A 24483-nucleotide genomic window follows, 5' to 3' on the forward strand; every position below is an offset into this window, starting at 1 on the left:
GCTCAACCGCGGCGGCAATGGCCAAAGTTGTCAATCTGGATGACCGGTTTGGCCGCTGCCGGCCTCAGGCCTGGCCGCGCTCCTTGCCATATAACAGTTGGTGAGTCAGGCGCACCAACAGGGCTCGCTCGTCCTGGTCGCGTTCGATGACCAGGTCGTCAAGGCGCTGGGTGACTTCAGCGGGGGCAAGTTCAGCACGTTGCTGCTCTATAAGCTGTACGCGGTCCCGATAGAAACGCTCCAGGTTGGTGAAGTACTCGCTGCTCCGTTCGCGCAGGTAACGCTGCCAGAACTCGCGCTGTGCAAGACTGCGCGAGAGGTTGAGCAATGTTTCAGCATCCTTGACTCGACGCAACGCCTGCGCAATCGCTGCATCGCTAACCCCCGCCGTTTCGCTGGCATCCATGGTCTGCGGCTGGAAGGGCAACTGCAGTACCTCGTGCAGCTTGACTCGGAAATACAGGTTGATCGTGTCGATGGTATCGTCGTCAACAAACTGCCCCTGGGCTGCGCGTCGGGCTGTTTCGGCAGTGGCACGTCGTTCGACTTGCTCCAGGCGGAACAACCCCCGCCCAAGATTGAGCAACTGATTACCGCGATCAGGTGAGGTGTTGTTTTCAGCCTGGGCAATCGCTGCCCGCTTTAGCAAATCGCTGAAGCGGCGAACGACGCGGTTGATCGAGCCGAACGGGGGGCGCAACTCGGCGAACACTTCCAAACGCAAAGCCGTATTGCTGCACAAGGCATCCAACAGCGTCCACAGGTTGCCCCGCAGGTACTCGCTGGCGTTGACATAGTCGGTAGTGCGTTCCAACTGCTCAACCAGCGCAAACAAACCGACGCTGTCAGGCATGCCTGCCAATTCATCCCACTGCCGCCCTCGCGCCTCCAAAGTGCTGGCCTCGCTACCCTCCACCCAAAGCGAACGTGCCCGTTGCAGCCCTTTCAACGACGGCGCAGGCATCACACCCTCTTCCAGAATGACATCGAAGGCATACAGGCGCTGCACGTCATACGTGCTCAGGGGGTTGCGCATCACCACGAATATGTGCCGAAAGTACTGCGGCATCCTCAGGACAACTTCCGGTATTACCTTCAGGTGATTACCACTCAGGTTCACTTTTTCAAGCGAGCTGCAGAGTTCGAGGCCACTCGGCCAGACGCCCAGCCGGCAATGCTGCAAATCCAGCTCACGCAAATGAGACAGCTGGTTGTAGGGCACAGGATATTGCCCCAATGGGTTGTAACTCAGGTCTACCGCTTCCAGTCGTGGGAGGCGGTTGATTGCGCTGATGGAGCTGATGTTCAAGTGAATGTTGTTACGAGCCAGGCGTAAGGTGCGCAGTTCGATAAGGTAGGCGATACCGATCGGTACTGCAGATAGCTGGTTACCGACGAGGTTAACCTCGGTCAGGGCCGTAAGGCCGTGGAGGAAGTCCACCGGTACAACGGTGACCGCGGTGTCGTTGATCACTAATGAAACGAGGCGAGGGAAGTCCACCGACAACGGCAATGACGGGAGTGTCGTGATGCTTGGCCCCTCCAGCCTGAGGCGCTGGCCAATGGTGTTTCCTTCGCTGTCGTAAACCTGTTCGCCCTGGAAACGCCAAGCCCTGCGAATGCTGTCAGCGACAACCTTTCGGCACGGTTGGCGGGCCTCGTTCAATTCGCTGCCATACCATTGGTTGAGTGCCCGATCCAATCGGTTGTAGCTATCCTCCAGATCAAGCAGGTGCTGGAATGCCTGATCACCGAAACCTTGCAGCCGTATGGCCTCTTGCTCGAGCTCGACGTCACCGAGCCCTCGGTACAGTACCCCCAGGCGGGCGCGCAACAGCTGCTGCAGGCCGGTACCGGCTTCGCCGCGGCCGCTCAGCAGATAGCCGACCCTGCCATTGGTCAAACGCTGGCCCGGGTTGAACCACGGGGCTTGCTCACGCCATCCGAGCAGGTGCAGGCGGGCGGTGCGCGTGTCGGGCACCAAGGCCTGGAGCTTGGCACGCAATAGCGCGGCAGGCTGCTCAGCGGGCAACCCCATTCGGCCAAGCTGTTCGGGCGTCAGCAAAGCGGCAAGGGCCTGAAAGATCGTGCGTGGTTCGGCGACTTCCGCGGAATGTTCATAGCCCTGCCCATCGAACAAGCGAAAACGTCCGTGGACATGGACCATTGACACGGTTTCACCCTCGGTCGACATGGCCGACAACCGGGTCAGCAAACGACCGTAGGGCGAGCCGTCACGTAACTCCACCCCGAGCTGCGTAGGCCAGTTGGGCAGCCTCGACAGCAGGTTGATCACCAGTTCCCCGGCCTCGTCTGTGTAAGCACTGCTTAGAAACACGCCCTGCACTGCCCGGTCCAGCCGCGCCACCTGCGACAAGAAGCGCGCCTTGGTCGCCATCTTCACAGACAGCCTGCCGAGCCTGGAAAGCTTGGCCTGGGCGTTATCGGCTTCGGCCACGACCTCCGCGACATAGGCGTCAGGCAAGTGGGGGAAATCACGCTTTACCAACCTGGCTACGGGGTCATCCGGCAGCCTGAACCGGGTCAGATGCTGCAGCAGAGGCCCCTCCAGCTGGGGTTGCTGCTGCAGTAAAGCGGCTTTGAGGGCGGCCGGATCCAGGTCCGTCATTCCAGGCCGGGCCAGGCACCACGCCTGGATCTCGGCATCCCCCCCCACCACCGATGCATCGCCAAGCGATGTGAAGAATGCCTCGATACGGGTGTTGGCATCGAAACGCCGCAAGGTCTCGCGCAGGGTAACCGGCAGCGGGCGGTTCTCAATTATAAGGCCGCGGAGTATGTCCTTGTTCATGCCCGCCATGTGTACGATCTGCTGTGCATGTTCGGTGCTCAGCAGTGCCTGGAACGGCCACAACGTATCGAGCATGCGGGCGCTGTCATCCCAGGTCTGCGGGCGAGCCGACCGCACATGCCAACTGCGCTCGCCATTGAACTCCACGACCGGTCCAAAGGTTTCATCACCGCGTGGATGACGCAGCCGCCACGGCCCCTGCACCTGCGGGCGATGAACCTCATGGTAGCGATCACCACTGCGCATCCAGCGGCGTGTACCGCTGCCATACAAGCCATCATCAGCCAGGGTGCGTTCATCGGGCGTCGACTCGTAGACCGTGAGGTCGCTGGACCATAACCTTTGCTGGCCATTGTCCAGCCTCACTGGCTCAAGGCCATCGACGAACCGGCTGCGCACGAAGTGGCCGGTAGCTCCGATCACCGCACCCGTCACCGCAACCTGGGCCAAGGTCTCAGCCACACCAAGCAGGTGCTCCAGCGCTTCATGCTGGTGGCCGTACGCCCAGTCCGTCACACCTTCGTAAACCCCGGAAACGGTTTGTACCAGCATTCGCCCCAGCAACAACTCACCCACCACGGGGACAAACATGCCGGCCAGATTGGCCACGTCCCAGCCCAGCGACTTCCAGCTTGCCTGGCGCTGTTTGGCCGCCCGCGCATCAGCTTGTGCCAGCGGCACCAATAGCAGGCTGGCGTCGCTTTTTATCCGTTTTACTTGCTGCTCGACCAGCCGTACGAACACGTCCCCCTGGCCAGTCGTGCCATCCATCTGCAGGTCAGCCTCTGGGTCTTTGAGACGTGTCTGAAGCAGTTGCACGAAGTCCTGACGGTCCTCAAGCGCAATCAACTGGATAAAGTACTCCTGATATTCAGGTGCATTCAGCCGCTTGACCATGGCCTGATGCATCTGCCCCAGCGTGAGGAAGTGATGCAAGGCCTGCGACGGGTCGCTGGGAAGATAGAGGACCCAGCCACTTGCCTCGCCAGCTGCGTCACGCAACGCGATCACCAAGGCATCTGCCACAGGCTTGCCGAGCATGGTCAACAACCCTGGGTAACCTTGCAGGTGCAGGCCCTCAGTGTGCTTGGCATCCGCCACCTCGGCCAGCGCCTCACACACCTGCTCGTTCAGTTCACCCTGGACCACTGCCAGCTCAGCAGCCAGCCGGAGCCCCGCACGCTTTTCCGCGACAAGCAGCTTGCACGTTTGAGCGTTGAAGGTTTGATCAATCAGGGTTTGATACAACCTGCCAGTGTCCAGATCCCTGCACGCTTTCACAAAGGCATCGTCGACGCGATAGAGCACCTTGCGCCCGCCGTTGACGACAAACTCACCGCGTAGCGGCGTGGCGCCGCTGGGAAAGTTCTGCATGAGACGCAGCAGCGCGGATTGGCGCACCTCGATAGTCCCCAGGGAAAAACCGAGAAAGCCGTCGCTAACCACCCCGCCCTCGGGTTCAAGCCATTCAAGCTCGTTCAGTTTACTGCCCGCGGGGAGCCGGCCCTCGAGCAACGTGCCAAGCTTGTCCAGGGCGAAGATTTGCAGCGGGACAAGCCCCCGAGTGGCTGCGCGTACGTTGTCCTGCCCGGCCTTGTGGTCCTTGAACAGGTTGCGCAGGCGTTTGATTTGTTGCGGGGTCGCTGCACGTAACCATTCGGGCAGCAGCGTGCCGATGAAGGCATCGGTCGCGCTGGCGCGCGTTGGAGTCTGGGCAGTAGGGATTTCGGTGGGGTTGGCCATGATTGGGGGCGATCTTTGTTGACATGGGGAACACCCACTCTGTCAGCTGATCCGCGCCGTCATCAGGGGGAACCTCAGCCACCGGCCCCAGGGTCTACATGAAACGCCTCGAGAGGAAGGGCAGGCGAGGCGTGTTTCAGCTCAGCTTCATCCAGTATCAAGGCTTTTCCTGTGCGGGCGCTTGCCGCCCCAGTACCAGGCTTCGGTAATGCCCCGGATTGCAACCGAACCACTTGCGAAAAGCCTTGTAGAACGAACTGCTGTCGGCAAAGCCCAACCGCTCGGCGATCTCGCCAAGGCCCACCGCGGGGTCGGACAACCAGGCAATGGCCTGCTCGCGGCGTACGCTGTCCTTGAGCCCTTGGTAGGTTTGCCCCTCCTCCACCAGGCGCCGGCGCAAGGTTGAAAGAGAGATGCACAACCCGCCAGCCACGGCTTCGGCATCCGGCAAGCCGGCCGGGTCCATGCGCCGCAACTGATCACGGATGCGCCGCGCCAGGCTGGCGGGGTCACGGTATTTCACCAGGATATTATCCGGCGCACCGGCGAGAAACCGCTGCAACTCCTCTTCGCTGCGCTTTAGCGGCAGTTCCAGGCAATCAGACGCGATGATCATGCGCGTACGCGGGCGCTCAAAGCAGAGGTTTTCCGAAAACATCACCCGATAGTCGTCACAGAACGGCGGCTCGGCACAGCGCAGGTCAATGGCCAGGATAGGGATGCGCCGCCCGGCCAGCCAGCAGGCCACCCCATGCACGATCATCCAGAACGTGAAATAGGTGAATGCGCGGCGCGGTTCGTCACGCGGTTCGTTGATGACGATCTCCGCCAGGCCTTCCTGGCGCACCAGGCTGGGCTGCATGTCTTCGAGCATCAGCGACAGGAACGCCAGCGCGGTTTCCAGGCCGGCGCCCAAGGTCGGCTGACCCATGCTGGCACGGCACATGAACGCCAGGCTGCCGCTGCGCAGGCCGCGCGGATCCATCGCGAAAAACTCATCGTTGCAGCGCCGTGCCAGCAAGCGCCACAGCCGAGCATAGGACTCGGCACTGACCCGCGCCTCTGGCAGGTGCAATTGCTCAACGGCAATGCCTGCCCGGGCCAGCAAGCCGCTATCAGGCTTACCGGCGGGGCAGGTCTGCAACAGCGCTTCGCGCACCAGTTGCATCGAAATCGTATCTTTGTCGCTCATCGACGGTCCTGTCGGCTGGTTGCCGGCCATCTTAGGCTGCCACGCTGAAAACAGCCATCACAGCCCCGCCGCCAGCCCCAGGAATGCCTGGATAAGGCGCAATTCTCGACGACGCTCCAGACAACCAATCAAGTGTTGGTTGATCAGGCCCTCGCCAGATAATGGTCGTGCGACCACCCGTGGGTCATTGGCCACTTCAGTGGATGAAACAACGCCAATACCCAACTCCGAGGCCACCGCCTCGGTCACCGCCTCACGGCTGTCCAGCTCCAGCAATACACGCGGTTGCACACCCGCCTTGGTGCAGGCCTTGTCGAAGGTACGCCGGGTGGTGGAGCTGGGTTCGCGCAGCACCATGATCTGCTGGTGCAGCTTGGCCAACGGCAAGTCTTCCTCATCGCTCGCCCAGGCATGCCCCGCCGGCAACAAGGCACACAGGCGAGACTCACAAAGACTTTGCAAATGCAGCCCCTTGCGCGGCTCGATCTCGGTCAGCACAGCCACGTCGGCATGCTCGCTGAGCAACGCAGCCAGGGTTTCCTGAGCATTGCCCAGGCGCAGGTTGACGGTGATGCCCGGGTAGCGCTCGCGCAACAGCGCCAGCATCGGCATCACCCGGTGCGGGCCATCGGCTGCCACCTCCAGGCGCCCGGTCAGCAACTGGCGATTGGCTTCGAGCATGGCCTGTGCTTCTTCGGCCAGGCCAAACATGGCGCGGGTGATGGCCGCCAGGCGGATGCCTTCTTCAGTCAACTCCACACGCCGTGCGGTGCGCCGCAGCAAGGTGATCTGGTAGTGCTCCTCCAGGGCCTTGACGTGCCCGGTCACCGCCGGCTGGCTGATGAACAGGCGCTCGGCAGCACGCGTAAAACTGCCCTCTCGGGCCACCGCGTCGAAGGCACGTAGCTGGAACAGGTTCATATTTATCGGCCTGACTTATAGCTGGGATAACAACAAACAATTTGATTGATGACAGCCCGAATTGCAACCTAGGCCCCGTAGTTTCACTCCACCGCTTGTGAGGAAAAACGGAATGAGCAACGCCCCTATCTTGCTGACCCCCGGTCCCCTGACCACATCAATCCGCACCCGCCAAGCCATGCTGGTGGACTGGGGCTCCTGGGACCGTGACTTCAACCAGCTGACTGCCAGCGTCTGCGAACAACTGCTGGCGATCATCGACGGCACCGCCAGCCACCACTGCGTGCCCCTGCAAGGCAGCGGCACCTTTGCCGTGGAAGCCGCCATCGGCACCCTGGTGCCACGCGACGGCAAGGTCCTGGTGCTGATCAATGGCGCTTATGGCCAGCGCCTGGCAAAGATCTGCAAAGTGCTGGGCCGCACCTACAGCACCTTCGAAACCGCCGAAGACCAGCCCACCACTGCCGCTGATGTCGACAGGCTGCTGGCTGCCGACCCGGCCGTGACCCACGTGGCGCTGATCCACTGCGAAACCAGCACCGGCATCCTCAACCCGCTGCCCGAAATCGCCCAAGTGATCAAACGCCACGGCAAGCGCCTGATCATCGATGCCATGAGCTCGTTCGGCGCGCTGCCGATCGATGCCCGCGAAATCCCCTTCGAAGCGCTGATCGCCGCCTCCGGCAAGTGCCTGGAAGGCGTACCCGGCATGGGCTTCGTCTTCGCCGAAAAAACCGCCCTGGCCGCCGCCGAGGGCAATGCCCACTCGCTGGCCATGGACCTGTACGACCAGCACGCCTACATGGCCAAGACCGGCCAGTGGCGCTTCACCCCGCCCACCCATGTGGTCGCGGCCCTGCACGAAGCACTGCAGCAATACAACGAGGAAGGCGGCCTGCCTGCGCGCCACCAACGCTATGCCGACAACTGCAAGACCCTGCTCGACGGCATGGCCGCCATCGGGCTGCGCAGCTTCCTGCCAGCTGACATCCAGGCGCCGATCATCGTCACCTTCCACGCACCAAACGATCCCCGCTACCAGTTCAAGGACTTCTACGAGCGGGTCAAGGCCAAGGGCTTCATCCTCTACCCGGGCAAGCTGACCCAGGTCGAAACCTTCCGCGTCGGCTGCATTGGCGTGGTCGGTGCAGATGGCATGCAGGCCGCCGTGAATGCCGTGGCCGAAGTGCTGCGGGAAATGGAAGTGCTGGACATCTGACCCTTTGCCCACCCGAATTCAGGAATTAGCGCACATGAACTACAGCAACCCCACCCAGCTGCAAGCCGCCATCCTCGACTGGGCCGGCACCGTGGTCGACTTCGGCTCTTTCGCCCCCACCCAGATCTTTGTCGAGGCCTTTGCCGAGTTCGACGTGCAAGTGTCCATCGAGGAAGCCCGTGGCCCGATGGGCATGGGCAAATGGGACCACATCCGCACCCTGTGCGACGTGCCGGAAATTGCCGAACGCTACCGCAAGGTGTTCGGCCGCACGCCGACCGACGACGACGTCACCGCCATCTACAACCGCTTCATGCCGCTGCAGATAGAGAAGATCGCCGTGCACTCGGCGCTGATCCCCGGTGCGCTGGACACCCTTACCGGGCTTCGCCAGGATGGCCTGAAGATCGGCTCGTGCTCGGGCTATCCGAAGGTAGTGATGGACAAGGTGGTGGAACTGGCGGCGCAGAACGGCTACGTGGCCGACCACGTGGTGGCCACCGACGAAACCCCTAACGGCCGACCATGGCCAGCCCAGGCCCTGGCCAACGTGATTGCACTCGGTATTGACGATGTGGCGGCCTGCGTGAAGGTCGACGACACCGTGCCAGGCATTCTCGAAGGCCGCCGTGCCGGCATGTGGACCGTGGGACTGGTGTGCTCGGGCAACGCGCTGGGGCTGACCTGGGAAGGCTTCCGGGCGCTGAGCGCCGAGAAGCTGGAAAGCGAGCGCACGCGCATCCACGCACTGTTTGCCAGCTCGCGTCCGCACTACCTGATCGACACCATCAACGAACTGCCTGAAGTGATCGCCGACATCAACCGGCGCCTGGCCAAAGGCGAGATGCCACAAGCCTTCTGAAGCCGTGCACAAGGCCTGCAGGAGCCGCCTCATGTCGTGATCGGGCTGCGCAGCAGCCCCGGCAATCCAGCCCTTTTTGCTGAATCCGAGGGGCCGCTCTGCGGCCCGATCGTGACATAAGGCCGCTCCTGAAGGACCGCGCCAGCCGGCCAAATCAAGCAGGCAATCTGGGTCGCTTTTCAGCCTGGATCTGTACATTGAGTTGCCGCTGCAAGTTCCCAAAAATGGGTCATCCCTGTCCTGAGATGCCCAGCCCCCAATGAGCACACACACCCGCACCAGCCGCCTTACCGTCTCGCAACTGGTAGCCATGAAAGGCCGGCAGAAGATCGTTTCGCTCACCGCCTACTCAAGCTCCATTGCCCGGGTGATCGACCCGCTGGTCGACTTCATCCTGGTCGGCGATTCCACGGCCATGGTCGGCTACGGCCGCCCGTCCACCCTGGGCATGCGCCTGGACGAGACCATCGCCCACACCCGCGCTGTGGTCGACAGCACCCGCCTGGCCTGCGTGGTCGCCGACATGCCGTTTGGCAGCTACCAGGAATCCCGCGAACAAGCCTTTCGCAACTGCGCCCAGGTATTGGCCCGCACCGGCTGCGATGCGCTCAAGCTGGAGGCCAACCAGGCGTTGGCGAGCACCGTCGAATTCCTGGTCGCACGGGGTATCCCGATCATGGCGCACATCGGCTTGATGCCGCAGTTCGTCAATGCCATGGGCGGCTACAAGGCTCAGGGGCTGACCCCTGGCAGCGCTGCAGCCCTGCGCGCCGATGCGCAGGCGAACCTGCATGCGGGTGCTTTCAGCCTGCTGCTCGAAGGCGTGGCGGAGCCCGTGGCCCACGCCATCACCCAGGCCAGCGATAAACCGACCATTGGCATTGGCGCCTCACCCGCCTGCGATGGCCAGGTGCTGGTCACCGAAGACCTGCTGGGGCTGGGGGGTGACCACGTGCCACGCTTCGTCAAGCAGTATGCCGACGTCGGCCAGGTGATCCGCGAGGCCTGCACCCGCTATGCAGACGAAGTGCGCGACGGGGCGTTCCCTGCCTTGCACCACTGCTACGGGGTTTGAGCTTCGGCCTGAATCGCCTCGACAAGGCATTGCAGCGCGAAGGCAATATTCTTGCTCCAGTCCACTGTGCAGCACAGCCGCAGGTGACTGCGCCATAGGCCACACTGGCTGAACAGCTCCCCGGGGGCGATGACGATGCGCTGCGCCAGCAACCGCTCGAAGACCCGGCGCATATCCACCGGCCGGGTCGCCTGCAACCACAGGCTGGCCCCGCCTTGGGGCTCAGTGATGCGCAGGCATCCCTGGCCGTAGACGTCCAGTAGCGCCTTCAGCTGCTGCAGGCGTTGGCGCAGCATGGGCCGCAAGCGCTTGACATGCAGCTCGACCCGACGCGAGGTGAACAGCCTGGCGATGGCCTTTTGGCGAATCGGTGACAAGCGAAAAGCACGTTCGAGAAACAGCTGCTGCAACCGCTCGTTATGCTGCCGGCAAAGCAGGTAGCCAAAGGGCGCCTCTGCGCCGATCAGCTTGTCCAAGGTCGAAAACACCAGCAGCCGGTCAGGGTCGGCGAAGTCCCGGTAGCGCGGCGCTGACGCGCGGAAACACAACTCGCCGTAGCCATCGTTTTCAAACAGCCACACTGCGTGCTCGGTTAGCCAGCGGCAGATCTGCTGCTTGTCCGCCGCCGGCATCAGGCCACCTTGCGGCACGTTGGCCGCTGACGACAGCACTGCCAGGCGCACAGGCTGATCGCACAGCAGCCGGTGAAACTGCGGCAGGTCGAAACGCCCGTCATCACCCAATGGCACTTCGATGATGGTCATGCGTGCAGCCTGCAACTGCCTCAGCACCGCCCAGTTGCAGGGCGACTCCACCAGCGCCACCTGGTCCTCCAGGTCGAGGGCGCGTAACGACAATTCGAGGATGCTGCGCAGGTCCGCGCCGATGAACACCTGATCGGCGCTCCAGTAATGCTGCGCCGAGCGGGTGTAGCGGTCGGCCAGCACGCTGCGCAACTCAGGCTCACCGAACGGCTGGAACAACGGTGCCAACGAGTGCGGGTATTGGCGCGCCAGTTCGCGCTCGATCATCATTAGCGGCTGTTGCAGCGACAGCATCATGGCCGGCGCATCACTGCCCAGGGCCAGCATACCCGGCTGACGGGCACTGGCGAACACAGTGTCGAGCAGGCTCGGTGAGTGATGGCCACGCATGGCGGGCGCGCGGGTTCGGATGAAGTAGCCCTGCTTGGGTCGCGCATACACCCGCCCTTCGTCTTCCAGCAGCGCATAGGCGTACTTGGTACTGGATACCGAAACGCTCAGGCGCCGGGCCAACTCGCGCAGCGACGGCAAGCGCTGCTCCACATCGCAGGGCGCTGCCTCGATCCTGTCGAGCAAGTAGCGGTAGACCGCCTGGTAGGTGTAGCTGGGCTTGTCGATCTGGCTGTTGTCCATGGCGGCGACTGTGACGGCATTGAACCCAACCCTGGCGCATTGGTAAACCCCTACTGTGGCAATTGCACCTGCGGCTTGGTCGCGGCAAATATCGCCCAGCTGGACACGAACAGCGCCGCGATCAATGGCCCGATCACGAAGCCGTTGAGCCCGAATACTGCCAGCCCACCCAGCGTCGACACCAGAATCAGGTAGTCCGGCATGCGCGTATCCTTGCCTACCAGAATCGGCCGCAGCACGTTATCCACCAGGCCAATCACCAGCACCCCGAACGCGGTCAGGATAATCCCCGGCAGTATTGCCCCGGTCAGCAGGAAATACGCGGCCACCGGCGCCCAGACGATCCCCGCACCCACTGCCGGCAGCAGCGACAGGAACGCCATCAGCACCGCCCACACCAGTGCGCTGGGGATATCCAGCACCCAGAAAATGAACCCGCCCAGCGCCCCTTGGGTAATGGCCACCAATACGTTGCCTTTCACCGTCGCCCGCACCACACGGTTGAACTTCAGCTGCAAACGGCGTTTCTGGTGCTCGGGCAGCGGCACGGCCTGCCTCACCCGGCGGGCCACTTCCGGGCCGTCGCGCAAAAAGAAAAACAGCAGGTACATCATGATGCCAAAGCTGACCACGAACTCGAACGTGCCTTGACCAAAGCTGAATGCCTGGCTGGCCAATACCTGGCTACCTTGGGTTGCCCACTTGGTGATCTTGTCACGCAACCCGTCGAGGTTGCCCATGCCCATGTTGTCCAGGCCATGCTGGGCGAATGCCGGGAGCAGGTCCTTGCCGTGCTCGACGTAACCGGCGATGTCCAGTTGCCCGCTTTCGATGCGCTGGTACAGCGTGGCGCCCTCCTGGACCAACAGCGCGCTGGTGATGATCACCGGCAGGATCGCCACCAGCAGGCACACCAGCGTGGTCGTGGCCGCGGCCAGGTTGCGTCGCCGCCCGAAGCGGATCAGCAGGTGGCGCTGCAGCGGGGCGAACAGGATGCCGAGGATCACCGCCCAGAAGATTGCGCCATAGTACGGCAACAGGATCCAGAAGAAGGCAATGGTCACCAGCGCCAGGAGTACTGCCAGGGCTTTGTTCTGTAGCGCGGTTTCGTTCATTGCAGTTCCTCTCATGGCTTGTGAGAGATTAGTGCATGGCACTCGGGCAAAAGTGCCGCGCTCACTTGACGCAAATCAATACGCGCCTTGTCCATCGCCCCTAGCATCCCGGCCTTTTTGCCCCGGTGCGCACATGAACCCTACCGCCAAGCCCGAACTGCTGGCCCCCGCCGGCACCCTCAAGACCATGCGCTACGCCTTTGCCTACGGCGCCGACGCAGTCTACGCCGGCCAGCCGCGCTACAGCTTGCGGGTGCGCAACAACGAATTCGACCACGCCAACCTGGCGCTGGGTATCCAGGAGGCGCATGCCCTGGGCAAGCGCTTCTACGTAGTGGTCAACATCGCCCCGCACAACGCCAAGCTCAAGACATTTCTGAAGGACCTGGCACCGGTCATCGACATGGCGCCGGACGCGCTGATCATGTCCGACCCCGGCCTGATCATGCTGGTGCGCCAGCACTTCCCGCAGATGCCGGTGCACTTGTCGGTGCAGGCCAACACCGTCAACTGGGCGAGTGTGCAGTTCTGGCAGCAAATGGGCCTCAGCCGGGTGATCCTGTCACGCGAGCTGTCCCTGGAAGAGATCGAGGAAATCCGCCAGCAGGTGCCGGGCATGGAGCTGGAGGTGTTCGTCCACGGCGCGCTGTGCATGGCCTATTCCGGCCGTTGCCTGCTGTCGGGCTACCTCAACAAGCGTGACGCCAACCAGGGCACCTGCACCAACGCCTGCCGCTGGAAGTACGACGCCACGCCGGCCACCGAGAACGCCACCGGCGACATCGTGCGCGAAGTGCAGCCCACCCTTGGCCTGGGCGCCCCTACCGAGCAGGTTTTCCTGCTGCAGGAAAGCAACCGCCCCGGCACCGAAATGCCGGCGTTCGAAGATGAACACGGCACCTACATCATGAACGCCAAGGACCTGCGCGCCATCCAGCACGTCGAGCGCCTGGCCGGCATGGGCGTGCATTCGCTGAAGATCGAAGGCCGCACCAAGTCGCACTTCTACTGTGCCCGTGCCGTACAGTCGTACCGCCAGGCGATCGACGACGCCGTGGCCGGGCGGCCGTTTGACCGCGCCTTGATGGGCAACCTCGAATCCCTCGCGCAACGCGGCTACACCGAAGGCTTCCTGCGCCGCCACGTGCACGATGAATACCAGAACTACCAACGCGGCAACTCGGTCTCGGAGCGCCAGCAGTTCGTCGGTGAACTGACCGGCGTGCGTGTCGAAGGCCTGGCTGAGGTCAAGGTGAAGAACCGCTTTGCCGTAGGTGACCACCTGGAGCTGATGACCCCGCGTGGCAATTACCACTTCGACCTGCACCGCCTGTGCAACCGCCAACAGCAGGCCATCGGCGTGGCACCAGGCGACGGCCATGTGGTGTACCTGCCCATTCCGGAGCAGGTCGCACTTGACTACGCCCTGCTGATGCGCGACCTGCGCGCCGACGAGGTGGCAAGCTGACAATGCTGTAATGTGCGCCTCAGCTGCCTGACAGGCGCCTGCAGCGAACATCGTGGCTCCCCCGCATGAGGCCACGCCATGTTGCGCACCCCCACCCGCCGCACCTTCGTCAAAGGCCTGGGCGCCGCCACTACACTGGCGGGCCTGGGGCTGTGGCGCCCGCTGGCCCAGGCCGCCGAAGGCCAGGACCTGGCCGGCCAGCACTTCGAGCTGTTCATCGGCCAAACCCCGGTCAACATCACCGGCCGCCCGCGCACCGCACTGACCATCAACAACAGCCTGCCCGGCCCGCTGCTGCGGTGGCGCGAAGGCGACACCGTGACCCTGCGCGTGCGTAACCGGCTGGCACAGGACACCTCGATCCACTGGCACGGCATCATCCTGCCCGCCAACATGGACGGCGTACCTGGCCTGAGCTTCGCCGGCATTGAACCGGGCGGGGACTACCTGTACCGGTTCACCTTGCGCCAAAGTGGAACTTACTGGTACCACAGCCATTCGGGGCTGCAGGAACAGGCCGGGGTATACGGGGCCATCGTGATCGAGCCGCGCGAGCCCGAACCGCACCACTACCAGCGCGACCACGTGCTGCTGTTCAGCGACTGGTCGGACCAGGCGCCGGAACAGCTGATGGCCACCCTGAAGAAACAGTCCGACGCGTACAACTATCACAAGCGCACGGTCGGCGATTTCATCGATGACGTGGCCGACAACGGCTGGAGCCCCACCGTCACCGAGCGCACGGCATGGGCGCGCATGCGCATGAGCCCTACCGACCTCGCCGATATCAGCGCCGCCACCTACACCTACCTGCTCAACGGCCAGCCGCCGGACGGCAACTTTACTTGCCTGGGCCAACCGGGCGAAACCGTGCGCCTGCGGCTGATAAACGCCTCGGCCATGACCTATTTCGATTTCCGTATCCCCGGGCTGAAGCTGACGGTGATCGCCGCCGACGGCTTGCCGGTGAAGCCGGTGAGCGTGGATGAGCTGCGCATTGCCGTGGCCGAAACCTATGACGTGCTGGTGACCGTGGGCGACCAACCTGCCTACACCCTGTTCGCCCAGAGCATGGACCGTACCGGCTTCGCCCGCGGCACCCTGGCCCGCGCCACCGGGCTGCAGGCCCCCGTGCCTACCCCCGACCCGCGCCCGGTGCTGAGCATGGACGACATGGGCCACGGCGGCATGGGCGCCATGGCGGGCATGGATCACAGCAACATGACCGGCATGGATCACAGCAACATGGCCGGCATGGACCACACGGCCATGTCAGCGATGCAACAACACCCGGCCAGTGAAACCGGCAACCCGTTGGTGGACATGCAGACCATGGCCCCGCGCGCCAACCTGGCCGACCCTGGCATAGGCCTGCGCAACAATGGCCGCCGCGTGCTGACCTACGCCGACCTGCGCAGCCCCTACCCCGACCCGGACGGCCGCACGCCATCGCGCGACATCGAGCTGCACCTGACCGGCCACATGGAGCGCTTCGCCTGGTCGTTCGACGGCGTCAAGTTCAGCGATGCCGAGCCGTTGCGTTTGGCCTACGGCGAGCGGGTGCGCATCACCCTCGTCAACGACACCATGATGACCCACCCCATCCACCTGCACGGCATGTGGAGCGACCTGGAAGACGAGCACGGCCAGTTTCTGGTGCGCAAACACACCGTCGACATCCCGCCCGGCAGCCGACGTTCCTATCGGGTGACTGCCAACGCCCTTGGCCGCTGGGCCTACCACTGCCACCTGCTCTACCACATGGAGACCGGCATGTTCCGCGAGGTACGCGTCGATGAATGACACCCGCAACCGCAGCGTCGTGGCCGGCGTGGCCCTGCTGACCCTGTTCGCCAGCGAACGTGCGCTGGCCGCTGGTATGGCGCACATGAACCATGGCCAGATGAACCATGAAAGCATGGGCCATGGCCCGGCTACGCCCAGCCCGCCGCGCACGCCCCTGCCTGCAATCACCGACGCCGACCGCCGCGCCGCCTTCCCGCCACTGCCTGGGCACCAGGTACACGACCGGGCGCTGAACTGGGCGGTGATCGTCGACAAGCTTGAATACCAGAACTTCGAGAGCAGCAGTGCCCTGAACTGGAACGCCACGGCCTGGGTCGGCGGCGATATCGACCGCCTGTGGCTGCGCACGGAAGGCGAACGCGAGCAAGGCAAGACACACAAGGCCGAAGTGCAGGCGCTGTGGGGCCATGCCGTGAGCCCGTGGTGGGAGCTGGTGGCCGGCGTGCGCCAGGACTTCAAGCCCGCCAGCGGCCAGACCTGGGCCGGCTTCGGCATTCAAGGCACGCCGCTGTATGGCCTGGAGCTGCAAGCCACCGCCTACGCCGGCGAGCGGCAACAGACCGCGCTGCGCCTGGAAGCCGCTTACGCTATGCTGCTGACCAACCGCTGGATACTGGAACCGAACCTGGAAGCCAACCTCTACGGCCGCAACGACGCCAGGCGCGAGCAAGGCGCCGGGCTGGCCGACAGCGAGGTGGGCCTGCGGCTGCGCTACGAGATCACGCGCGGTTTCGCGCCCTACATCGGGGTCAGTTTCAATCGCCTGTACGGCACGCGTGCCGACCAGGCCCGCGAAGACGGCGAAGACCTGGGCCAGACCCGCCTGGTTGCCGGTATCCGCCTGCGTTTCTAAAGGAGTGCCTCACCATGCTGCGCAAACACCTGCTGCCCCTGGGCCTGCTGGCCATCACCGGTCTGGCCCAGGCCGCCGAGACCATCGACGTCTACCGCGACCCCAACTGCGGCTGCTGCAAGGCCTGGATCAGCCACCTGCGTGACAATGGTTTCACCGTCAACGACCACGTCGAGCCGAACATGAGCGCGGTCAAGCAGCGCCTGGGCGTGGCGCCGCGCCTGGCGTCGTGCCACACCGGGGTGATCGACGGCAAGTTCGTCGAAGGCCATGTGCCGGCCGAGCAGGTGCGCCTGCTGGCAAAGCGTAGCGACCTCAAGGGCCTGGCCGTACCGGGCATGCCCATGGGCTCGCCCGGCATGGAAATGGGTGACCACAAGGATGCCTACCAGGTCGTCGGCGTAACCCAGGATGGCCAGGACACCGTTGTAGCCAACTACTGATGCTCAGCTTGTGGGCGCTATTTCTCAGCGCCTTCGGCGCCGCCACCCTGCTGCCGCTGCAATCGGAAGCCGTGCTGGTCGGCCTGTTGCTCCGCCAGCCCGAGGCCTGGGCAACCCTGCTGCTGGTGGCCACCCTGGGCAATGTGCTGGGTTCGGTCGTCAATTGGCTGCTGGGCCGCGCCGTCGAGCACCTGCGCGACAAACGCTGGTTCCCGTTCAGCGCTGCCCAACTGCAGCGCGCGCAGCGGCGTTACCAGCGCTGGGGGCAGTGGTCGTTGCTGCTCAGCTGGATGCCGGTGATCGGCGACCCGCTGACGTTGATCGCCGGGATCATGCGGGAACCCTTCTGGCGCTTCCTGCTGCTGGTGACCCTGGCCAAGGCTGGCCGTTATGCGGTGCTGGCGATGATTACCCTGGGCTGGTTTCACGCCTGGTAACACCTTTCACGTTCCCGGCGCGCGCCTGGCTGCTAAAGTCGCCCTCTCCTATATGGCCCTACACGGAGTGCCCCATGCTGCGCGCAACCGCCCTGGCCCTGGCCTGCCTTGTCGGCAGCCCGGCCATCGCCGCCGAAACGCCTACCTACGGCCCCCAGCTCGAGGGCTTCAGCTACCCCCACCCGCTCAAGCACTTTGACTTCAAGTCCCAGGGCCAGTCCCTGCAGATGGGCTACATGGACGTCGCCGCACAAGGCCAGGCCAACGGCCACAGCGTGGTGCTGATGCACGGCAAGAACTTCTGCGCCGCCACCTGGGAAACCACCATCGACGCGCTGAGCAAGGCCGGTTACCGGGTCATCGCCCCCGATCAGGTCGGCTTCTGCACTTCCAGCAAGCCCGCGCATTACCAGTACAGCTTCCAGCAGTTGGCCGACAACACCCATGCCTTGCTCGAACAGCTGGGTATCAGGCAAACCATCGTGCTCGGGCATTCCACGGGCGGCATGCTCGCCACCCGCTATGCGCTGATGTACCCGCAGCAGGTGGAACGCCTGGCCATGGTCAACCCGATTGGCCTGGAAGACTGGAAAGCCCTGGGCGTGCCCTACCGTACGGTGGACCAGTGGTATGCGCGCGAGCTCAAGCTGGATGCCGAGGGCGTGCGCGAGTATGAGCGCAAGACTTACTACGCCGGGCGCTGGAAGCCGGAGTACGAGCGCTGGGTACAGATGCTGGCGGGCCTGAACAAGGGGCCGGGGCATGAAGCGGTGGCGTGGAACTCGGCGCTGATCTACGACATGATCTTCACTCAGCCGGTGTACCACGAGTTCAAGGACTTGCAGATGCCGACCTTGCTGCTGATCGGCGACAAGGACACCACGGCCATTGGCAGCGATATCGCACCGCCGGAAGTGAAGGCGAAGCTGGGCAAGTATGCCGTGCTGGGGCCACAGGTGGCCAAGCTGATCCCCAAAGGTGAACTGATCACTTTCGAAGGCATGGGGCATGCGCCGCAGATCGAAGAACCCGTGCGGTTCAACCGTACCCTGGTCGAGTGGCTGGCCAAGTGAAACGGGGGCCGCTTTGCGGCCCCCGGCACTCATCAGCCAAACCGCTGTAGTTGCATCTCCCGCAACCGGCTCAAGGTTCGCTGGTACGGGAATGCCAGATACCCCTGCGTATACAGCTCTTGCAGCGGCACCTCGGCCTCCAGGTACAGTGCCACACGGCGGTCGTAGCACTCATCGACCAGGGCGATGAAGCGGCGTACCGCATCGTCCTTGGGTGACAGCGCCGGCAGCTCACGGTCGCCTGCCACCACCCGCGCCGCACCATCTTCAGTGCCACGCGCAATGCGACCGGCCTGCTGCTTACCGCCCAGCGCCGGAATACCCGACACCAGGATGGCCGGAAAACGGTCGCAAAGTGCCATGAATTCCATGGCCGCCAGCGGTTGTTCGCACAGGTCGGTGAAGCGGCACCAGATAGCCTGCTCGCTGCGCCGCACGACCTGCACCTGCCTGGAGCCGATAACCAAGGGCTGATCAGTACCCGTGTGATCCGGGCTGAGCTGGCAGAACACCTCGCCCAGCGGGCTGGCCTGCCCTGTCGCTGCCACCCAGTAGCGCTGCCGCTCTGCACCGGGGTGCAGGCGGTGGTCCTGCTCGCCCGCCACCGGCAGTACCTGCATGTGCCGCTCAATGGCGGCGATGGCCGGCAGGAACCGCTCGCGGTTGAAACCGTCGCGGTAGAGATGGTCGGGTGGCTGGTTGGAGGTGGCGACGATCACCACGCCCTGGTCGAACAGTACCTGGAACAAGCGGCCGAGGATGATCGCGTCGCCAATGTCGTTGACGAACAGTTCGTCGAAGCACAAGACGCGGATCTGCCCGGCCAGCTCCCGGGCCAACGCCAGCAGCGGGTCGGCGGTGCCATTGAGCTGGAACAGGCGCTGGTGGACCCAGGCCATGAAGTGATGAAAGTGCTGGCGTCGGCTGGACACGCACAAGCAGCGGTGGAACTGGTCCATTAGCCAAGTCTTGCCCCGGCCGACCGGGCCCCAGAGGTAGATACCCTGGGTGGGGCAGCCCTGCTCGACAGCCACGAAGCAGGCCTGCAAGGCCTCGACGGCGCGGGCCTGGGCAGGGTCGTCAGCGTAGCCCTGAGTGCTCAGGGCTTGCTGGTAAAGGGATTGGGGAGTGATGGCCATGGCCGCATTCTACACAGGTCCCTGTAGGAGCGGCCTTGTGCCGCGATGGGCCGCGCAGCGGCCCCAGGACTTCGGCATTGCAGCATAGATTGTTGGGGCCGCTCTGCGGCCCATCGCGGCACAAGGCCGCTCCTACAGGGACCGCGTCAGTCGGCCAGGCCGACCTTCAGCAATGCGCCGTCCTTGTCATCGGTCAGCACATAGATGTAGCCATCCGGACCAACCCGCACATCGCGGATACGCGCCTTCAAGTCACCGAGCAAACGCTCCTCATGCACCACCTTGTCGCCCTTCAGCTGCAAACGGATCAGCTCCTGTGTCGCCAGTGCACCAATGAACAGGTTGTGGTCCCAGGCCTTGAATGTCGGGCTGTCGTAGAACGCCATGCCGCTGATACCCGGTGACTTCTCCCACACATGGTGTGGGTCGACCATGCCGTCCACATGCTTGCCCTTGGCCTCGGGGATCGGCAGCAGCGAGTAGTTGATGCCATGGGTCGCAATCGGCCAGCCATAGTTCTTGCCGGGCTGGGGGATGTTGATTTCGTCGCCACCGCGCGGGCCGTGCTCGTGGGTCCACAGCTTGCCGGTCCAGGGGTTGAGCGCGGCACCTTGTTGGTTGCGGTGGCCGAACGACCAGATCTCCGGCCGCACGTTGTCCTTGCCGACGAAGGGGTTGTCCTTGGGCACTTCGCCGTCCGGCAAAATGCGCACGATCTTGCCTTGCAACTTGTCCAGGTCCTGGGCGGTGGGGCGCTGGTTGTTCTCGCCCAACGCGATGAACAGATAGCCGTCGCGGTCGAACACCAGGCGCGAGCCGAAGTGGTTGCCCACCGACAGCTTGGGCTGCTGGCGGAAGATCACGCTGAAGTTATCCAGCCGCGCGCGGTCTTCGGACAGCTGGCCACGACCGACGGCGGTACCGGCCTTGCCGTCACTGCCCTCCTCGGCGTAGGACAGGTACACGGTACGGTCCTTGTCGAACTCCGGCGACAGCACCACATCCAGCAGGCCGCCCTGGCCCTCGGCCCACACCTTGGGCACGCCGCTGATCGGCGGGCCGACCTTGCCTTCAGCGTTGACCACCCGCAGGTTGCCAGCGCGCTCGGTTACCAGCATGTCCTTGCCGCCCGGCAGAAATGCCAGCGCCCAAGGGTTGCGCAGGCCGTCGGCCAGGGTGCTGACGGTCAACGTGCCTTCTTCGCTGCGAAACTGTTGCTCTGCCGCCGCCTGTGCCAGCAGGGGCATGAGTGCAGCGGCAGTCAGGGTAGCTAGCCAGGTTGCTCTGGGCATGCAGGATTCCTTCCGTATGGGCTCACGGCGCACGCGTGCTGTCGCGGGGCGGCCGGCTCGGTTCCAGGTTTGGGGTTTGTTGCTGCCGACGCAGGTTGTCGCCGTTGCCAATGCCGCGGTTGTCCAGGCTGGGCGTGCGCTGGTACGGGTCGGTGGACGGGCCGCGCACGGGGGGTGTGGCCGGCATACTGCCCTGGCGGCTGTTGGGGTTGGCGCGCTGGATCGGGCTGTTGTAGGGGTTGTTGTTGCCGGCCGCAAGCTGCAAAGGCTGCTGCGGGGCCGCGTGCGCGGGCAGGCACAAAGCCAGGCCGAGGGCCAGGATAGGCAATGTCGGGGTCATGCTTCACCTCCTGTACGAAAATGCCGCGCCTGGTGGGTTTGATAGCCTAAGGCGCGAGGGGTTCGAGACAAAAGTGTGAATTTGGGCGGAGATGATTCCTGATGTTTCAGTATGTGCTCGCGGGGCTGCTTTGCTGTCCATTGCGACGCAAGGCCCTGCAGGAGCAGCCTTGTGCTGCGAATGGGCCGCAAAGCGGCCCCGGATCACTGGCCCTTGTCTACCTTGTGCCGCGCCGCATACAGGCACAACATCTCCATCGCCAAAGTCGCCCCCGCCAGCGCAGTGATATCGGCATGGTCATAAGCCGGCGCCACCTCCACCAGGTCCATGCCCACCAGGTTGATACCGCGCAGCCCGCCCAGAATCTCCAGCGCCTGCACCGTGCTCAATCCACCACACACCGGCGTACCTGTGCCAGGCGCATAGGCCGGGTCGAGGCAGTCGATGTCGAAGGTGAGGTACACCGGCCGGTCACCCACACGCTGGCGAATTGCCGCAATCACCGCCTCGGTGCCCTGACGGTGCACCTGGCGGGCGTCGAGGATGGCAAAGCCCTGGCTGTCGTCATTGGTGGTGCGCAGGCCGATCTGCACCGAACAGGCAGGGTCAACCAGGCCCTCACGGGCGGCATGCCAGAACATGGTGCCATGGTCGATACGCTTGCCCTCCTCGTCCGGCCAGGTGTCGCTGTGGGCATCGAAGTGGATCAGCGCCAGAGGGCCATGGCGGCGGGCGTGGGCCTTGAGCAGCGGGTAGCTGATGAAGTGGTCGCCACCGAGGGTAAGCATGGCGCAGCCCGCTTCCAGAATATGGGTGGCATGGGCCTCGATGCTGTCCGGCACCGACTGCGGTGTGCCACTGTCGAAGGCGCAGTCGCCATAGTCGATCACGGCCAGGTGGTCGAACGGGTCGAACGCCCACGGCCAGTGCCGGGCCCAGGCCTGCTGCACCGAGGCGGCGCGGATCGCCCGCGGGCCGAAACGCGCACCTGGGCGGTTGCTGGTGGCAGTGTCGAACGGCACTCCGCTGACCACCACATCCACACCACGCAAATCGCGGCTGTAGCGTCGGCGGGAGAAACTGGTAATGCCGGCGTAGGTACTTTCTGCGGCAGTGCCATACAGGCTGTCGCGGGTCATCGCCTGGTCGTTGCTTGCGGCTTGCTCCACGGTCGGGCTCCTTGGTTGTTATCAGTCACTGGCGGCTGCGGAAGGCCGTCCATAGGCGGTTGCGCTGACGCAGGTCGGCCAGGGCCATGCTGCGGTCGGCGAACAGGCGCTGGCGCACTTCGGCAGGCGGGTAGATGTCCGGGTCATTGCGCACCGCCTCGTCCACCAACGGCGTGGCAGCCTGGTTGGCGTTGGCAAAGAACAGTGTGTTGGTCAGCGCAGCGACCGACTCGGGCTTGAGCATGAATGCGATAAACGCCCGCGCGGCCTCGGGGTGCGGCGCGTCCTTGGGGATGACCAGGTTGTCCTGCCACACCAGCGTGCCTTCACGCGGGATGCGGTAGATCAGCTCGAACGGCTTGCCGGCGCGGCGGGCCTGGTCGGCCGCCATCGCGGCATCGCCGTTGTAGGTCAGCGCCAGGCACACGCTACCGTTGGCCAGGTCGCTGATCTGCCGGCCATTGGCGACGTAGCTGATCGAGGGTTGCAGCTGGCTCAGCAGCTGCTGCGCGGCGGCCAGGTCATCCTTGTCCTGGCTGTAAGGGTCCTTGCCGAGGTAGTTCAGGGCCACGCCAATCACTTCCTGCGGCGAATCGGGCATGGCGATGCCACAGTCCTTCAACCGGCTGGCGTATTCGGGCTTGAACAGCAGGTCGAGGCTGTCCAGCGGCACGTCGCCCAGGCGCTGGCGCACCGCCTCCACATTCACCCCAAGGCCCAGCGTACCCCAGGTGTACGGCACGGCATGGCGGTTGCCGGGGTCGGCCTCGGCGAGCTTGGCCAGCAGGTCCTTGTCGAGGTTGCTGTAGCCGGGCATGGCCTGGGGGTCGAGCGCTTGCAGGGCATTGGCCTTCAGCGCCCGGGCCAGCACGGTCGAGGATGGCACCACCACATCGTAACCACTGCCACCGGTGAGTAACTTGGTCTCCAGCACTTCGGTGGTGTCGAAGGTGTCATACCGCACCTTGTAGCCGGTTTCCTGTTCGAAACGCTGAAGGGTTTGCGGGGCGACGTAGTCGGCCCAGCTGTAGAGGTTGACGACCTTTTCTTCGGCCTGCAGCGGCAGGGCCAGAACCAGGGACAACAGGCACAACGATCGACGCATGACGGACACCTCGGCAAATGGGTGGATGCCGCGAGCATGCCAGCCGGGTTACATTGCAGGAATGGCAAGTTTGCAAAGCTGACATTCATCAGGAGCAATGTAATGCTCGGACAAGTGCACGATCCCGACCTGCACCTGCTGCGGCTGTTCGTCACTGTAGTCGAGGCCGGGGGCTTCAGCGCCGCGCAAGGCGTGCTGGGCCTGAGCCAGCCCACCATCAGCCAGCGCATGGCGCAGCTGGAAACACGCCTTGGCTACCGCCTGTGCAGTCGAGGCAAGGGTGGCTTTCACCTGACGGAGAAAGGCGCGTTGCTGTTGGATGCAGCGCGCGGGCTGCTGCTGAACATCGAACAGTTTCGCCAGCAGGCCACCGGCGTTGCCGGGCGGTTGCTGGGGACCGTGCGTATCGGCATGGCAGAAAACCAGGACAAAACCGTGAGCCTGAAACTGGCGGCGGCCATTGCCGCATTCCGCACACGAGAGGAATCAGTGCAGCTGGAGCTGATCAGTGCACCGCCGGCGGAGCTGGAGCGGTTGTTGCTGGAGCAGCGACTGGATTACGCCATCAGCTACTTCTCCGGCAACCAGGCGGCCTTTGATTACCAGCCATTGTTCGAGGAACCGCAACGGCTGTATTGCGGCAAGGGGCATGTGCTGTTCGGCGAATCGGGTGTTGAACTTGAGCGGTTGCTGGAGATGGACCAGGTGCGCCATCCATACCGGTTTCTCAAAGGCGGTGAGCCGTTCCAGAGCCGGCACAGCATGGCTGTGGCGGAGCAGATCGAGAGCGTGCTGACGTTCATTCTGTCAGGGCGGCATATTGGCTACCTGCCCTGCCATTGCGCCCACGCCTGGGAGGCGGAGGGGTTGTTGTGGGCGCTGAACCCAGGGCTGGATTTTGTGGTGCCGTTTACCCTGGCCAGGCATCGGGCGCAGGTGACGGGTGAAGCGCAACAGGCGTTTGCCGAGGATTTGCTCGCAGCGTTCGCCTGATGCGCTCCTACAAGGGCCGGGCACGCCTT

20 protein-coding genes are annotated in these 24483 nt (G+C 64.0%); 10 read left to right on the forward strand and 10 right to left on the reverse strand.

Going from position 1 to position 24483, the window contains the following annotated elements; genetic code table 11:
* Positions 1–64 precede the first annotated feature (64 nt).
* The 3 genes from WF331_RS21910 to WF331_RS21920 all read right to left on the reverse strand — a co-directional run bounded on the left by WF331_RS21910 (position 65) and on the right by WF331_RS21920 (position 6668).
* Complete coding sequence (locus WF331_RS21910; protein WP_340623284.1) at positions 65–4555, reverse strand: NEL-type E3 ubiquitin ligase domain-containing protein; 4491 nt, start codon at positions 4553–4555, stop codon at positions 65–67.
* Positions 4556–4712: 157 nt separating this feature from the next.
* The gene (locus tag WF331_RS21915) at positions 4713–5747 is read right to left on the reverse strand and encodes an AraC family transcriptional regulator (protein WP_174371590.1); all 1035 of its coding nucleotides are present in this window, start codon (positions 5745–5747) and stop codon (positions 4713–4715) included.
* A 57-nt stretch (positions 5748–5804) separates the two neighbouring features.
* Complete coding sequence (locus WF331_RS21920; protein WP_174371589.1) at positions 5805–6668, reverse strand: LysR substrate-binding domain-containing protein; 864 nt, start codon at positions 6666–6668, stop codon at positions 5805–5807.
* A 112-nt stretch (positions 6669–6780) separates the two neighbouring features.
* Between WF331_RS21920 and WF331_RS21925 the strand changes: the two genes are divergently transcribed.
* From WF331_RS21925 to panB, 3 genes are all read left to right on the forward strand, one after another.
* Positions 6781–7887: a 2-aminoethylphosphonate--pyruvate transaminase gene (locus WF331_RS21925; RefSeq protein ID WP_284361200.1), complete on the forward strand. Its 1107-nt coding sequence runs from the start codon at positions 6781–6783 to the stop codon at positions 7885–7887.
* A 34-nt stretch (positions 7888–7921) separates the two neighbouring features.
* Positions 7922–8749, forward strand: a complete 828-nt coding sequence (gene phnX, locus WF331_RS21930; RefSeq protein WP_284361203.1) for a phosphonoacetaldehyde hydrolase — start codon at positions 7922–7924, stop codon at positions 8747–8749.
* A gap of 259 nt (positions 8750–9008) precedes the next feature.
* A complete protein-coding gene (panB, locus tag WF331_RS21935; RefSeq protein ID WP_284361206.1) occupies positions 9009–9824 on the forward strand; it encodes a 3-methyl-2-oxobutanoate hydroxymethyltransferase in 816 nt (271 codons plus the stop codon).
* Here panB and WF331_RS21940 read toward each other — a convergent pair.
* On the reverse strand, positions 9812–11221 hold the full coding sequence (locus WF331_RS21940; RefSeq protein ID WP_284361209.1) for an aminotransferase-like domain-containing protein: 1410 nt from the start codon (positions 11219–11221) through the stop codon (positions 9812–9814). The genes panB and WF331_RS21940 overlap by 13 nt on opposite strands.
* A 50-nt stretch (positions 11222–11271) precedes the next feature.
* Positions 11272–12336, reverse strand: coding sequence for an AI-2E family transporter (locus WF331_RS21945; RefSeq protein WP_016500644.1), 1065 nt, complete (start codon positions 12334–12336; stop codon positions 11272–11274).
* Positions 12337–12469: 133 nt separating this feature from the next.
* On the opposite strand from WF331_RS21945, the gene trhP reads away from it, so the two are divergent.
* From trhP to WF331_RS21975, 6 genes are all read left to right on the forward strand, one after another.
* Positions 12470–13804, forward strand: coding sequence for a prephenate-dependent tRNA uridine(34) hydroxylase TrhP (trhP, locus tag WF331_RS21950; RefSeq protein WP_016500645.1), 1335 nt, complete (start codon positions 12470–12472; stop codon positions 13802–13804).
* 81 nt (positions 13805–13885) lie between these two features.
* Positions 13886–15607, forward strand: a complete 1722-nt coding sequence (locus WF331_RS21955; protein ID WP_445325070.1) for a copper resistance system multicopper oxidase — start codon at positions 13886–13888, stop codon at positions 15605–15607.
* Complete coding sequence (locus WF331_RS21960) at positions 15600–16463, forward strand: copper resistance protein B (RefSeq protein ID WP_016500647.1); 864 nt, start codon at positions 15600–15602, stop codon at positions 16461–16463. The genes WF331_RS21955 and WF331_RS21960 overlap by 8 nt, the downstream gene beginning before the upstream one ends.
* Positions 16464–16477: 14 nt before the next feature.
* Positions 16478–16906, forward strand: coding sequence for a DUF411 domain-containing protein (locus WF331_RS21965; protein ID WP_174371584.1), 429 nt, complete (start codon positions 16478–16480; stop codon positions 16904–16906).
* Positions 16906–17343: a YqaA family protein gene (locus tag WF331_RS21970; protein WP_016500649.1), complete on the forward strand. Its 438-nt coding sequence runs from the start codon at positions 16906–16908 to the stop codon at positions 17341–17343. The genes WF331_RS21965 and WF331_RS21970 overlap by 1 nt, the downstream gene beginning before the upstream one ends.
* A 74-nt stretch (positions 17344–17417) precedes the next feature.
* Positions 17418–18416, forward strand: coding sequence for an alpha/beta fold hydrolase (locus WF331_RS21975; RefSeq protein ID WP_016500650.1), 999 nt, complete (start codon positions 17418–17420; stop codon positions 18414–18416).
* 32 nt (positions 18417–18448) lie between these two features.
* Here WF331_RS21975 and zapE read toward each other — a convergent pair whose 3' ends face one another.
* The 5 genes from zapE to WF331_RS22000 all read right to left on the reverse strand — a co-directional run bounded on the left by zapE (position 18449) and on the right by WF331_RS22000 (position 23461).
* Positions 18449–19555: a cell division protein ZapE gene (gene zapE, locus WF331_RS21980; protein WP_241801161.1), complete on the reverse strand. Its 1107-nt coding sequence runs from the start codon at positions 19553–19555 to the stop codon at positions 18449–18451.
* Positions 19556–19701: 146 nt separating this feature from the next.
* Positions 19702–20847, reverse strand: coding sequence for a PQQ-dependent sugar dehydrogenase (locus WF331_RS21985; protein WP_340623286.1), 1146 nt, complete (start codon positions 20845–20847; stop codon positions 19702–19704).
* Positions 20848–20869: 22 nt separating this feature from the next.
* Positions 20870–21187, reverse strand: a complete 318-nt coding sequence (locus WF331_RS21990) for a hypothetical protein (protein ID WP_016500653.1) — start codon at positions 21185–21187, stop codon at positions 20870–20872.
* A 203-nt stretch (positions 21188–21390) separates the two neighbouring features.
* Positions 21391–22356 carry an agmatinase gene (gene speB, locus WF331_RS21995; protein ID WP_016500654.1) on the reverse strand — a complete coding sequence of 322 codons (966 nt, stop codon included), beginning with the start codon at positions 22354–22356 and terminating at the stop codon, positions 21391–21393.
* Between the two features lie 25 nt (positions 22357–22381).
* Positions 22382–23461: a polyamine ABC transporter substrate-binding protein gene (locus WF331_RS22000; protein WP_016500655.1), complete on the reverse strand. Its 1080-nt coding sequence runs from the start codon at positions 23459–23461 to the stop codon at positions 22382–22384.
* A gap of 102 nt (positions 23462–23563) precedes the next feature.
* Here WF331_RS22000 and WF331_RS22005 point away from each other — a divergent pair, with 102 nt between their 5' ends.
* Complete coding sequence (locus WF331_RS22005; protein ID WP_059396110.1) at positions 23564–24454, forward strand: LysR family transcriptional regulator; 891 nt, start codon at positions 23564–23566, stop codon at positions 24452–24454.
* Positions 24455–24483: the final 29 nt, after the last annotated feature.

This window comes from Pseudomonas sp. YNh (assembly GCF_037993085.1).
Taxonomy (GTDB): Bacteria; Pseudomonadota; Gammaproteobacteria; order Pseudomonadales; family Pseudomonadaceae; genus Aquipseudomonas; species Aquipseudomonas putida.

What these genes read in the sequence shown, in the direction of transcription:
- WF331_RS21925 (WP_284361200.1), top strand. Translation starts at nt 6,781, where the DNA reads ATGAGCAACGCCCCTATCTTGCTGACCCCCGGTCCCCTGACCACATCA.
- trhP (WP_016500645.1), top strand. Translation starts at nt 12,470, where the DNA reads ATGAACCCTACCGCCAAGCCCGAACTGCTGGCCCCCGCCGGCACCCTC.
- phnX (WP_284361203.1), top strand. Translation starts at nt 7,922, where the DNA reads ATGAACTACAGCAACCCCACCCAGCTGCAAGCCGCCATCCTCGACTGG.
- WF331_RS21990 (WP_016500653.1), bottom strand. Translation starts at nt 21,187, where the DNA reads ATGACCCCGACATTGCCTATCCTGGCCCTCGGCCTGGCTTTGTGCCTG.
- WF331_RS21975 (WP_016500650.1), top strand. Translation starts at nt 17,418, where the DNA reads ATGCTGCGCGCAACCGCCCTGGCCCTGGCCTGCCTTGTCGGCAGCCCG.
- WF331_RS21970 (WP_016500649.1), top strand. Translation starts at nt 16,906, where the DNA reads ATGCTCAGCTTGTGGGCGCTATTTCTCAGCGCCTTCGGCGCCGCCACC.
- WF331_RS21915 (WP_174371590.1), bottom strand. Translation starts at nt 5,747, where the DNA reads ATGAGCGACAAAGATACGATTTCGATGCAACTGGTGCGCGAAGCGCTG.
- WF331_RS22000 (WP_016500655.1), bottom strand. Translation starts at nt 23,461, where the DNA reads ATGCGTCGATCGTTGTGCCTGTTGTCCCTGGTTCTGGCCCTGCCGCTG.
- WF331_RS22005 (WP_059396110.1), top strand. Translation starts at nt 23,564, where the DNA reads ATGCTCGGACAAGTGCACGATCCCGACCTGCACCTGCTGCGGCTGTTC.
- WF331_RS21910 (WP_340623284.1), bottom strand. Translation starts at nt 4,555, where the DNA reads ATGGCCAACCCCACCGAAATCCCTACTGCCCAGACTCCAACGCGCGCC.
- WF331_RS21920 (WP_174371589.1), bottom strand. Translation starts at nt 6,668, where the DNA reads ATGAACCTGTTCCAGCTACGTGCCTTCGACGCGGTGGCCCGAGAGGGC.
- WF331_RS21985 (WP_340623286.1), bottom strand. Translation starts at nt 20,847, where the DNA reads ATGCCCAGAGCAACCTGGCTAGCTACCCTGACTGCCGCTGCACTCATG.
- WF331_RS21940 (WP_284361209.1), bottom strand. Translation starts at nt 11,221, where the DNA reads ATGGACAACAGCCAGATCGACAAGCCCAGCTACACCTACCAGGCGGTC.
- WF331_RS21960 (WP_016500647.1), top strand. Translation starts at nt 15,600, where the DNA reads ATGAATGACACCCGCAACCGCAGCGTCGTGGCCGGCGTGGCCCTGCTG.
- WF331_RS21945 (WP_016500644.1), bottom strand. Translation starts at nt 12,336, where the DNA reads ATGAACGAAACCGCGCTACAGAACAAAGCCCTGGCAGTACTCCTGGCG.
- panB (WP_284361206.1), top strand. Translation starts at nt 9,009, where the DNA reads ATGAGCACACACACCCGCACCAGCCGCCTTACCGTCTCGCAACTGGTA.
- zapE (WP_241801161.1), bottom strand. Translation starts at nt 19,555, where the DNA reads ATGGCCATCACTCCCCAATCCCTTTACCAGCAAGCCCTGAGCACTCAG.
- WF331_RS21965 (WP_174371584.1), top strand. Translation starts at nt 16,478, where the DNA reads ATGCTGCGCAAACACCTGCTGCCCCTGGGCCTGCTGGCCATCACCGGT.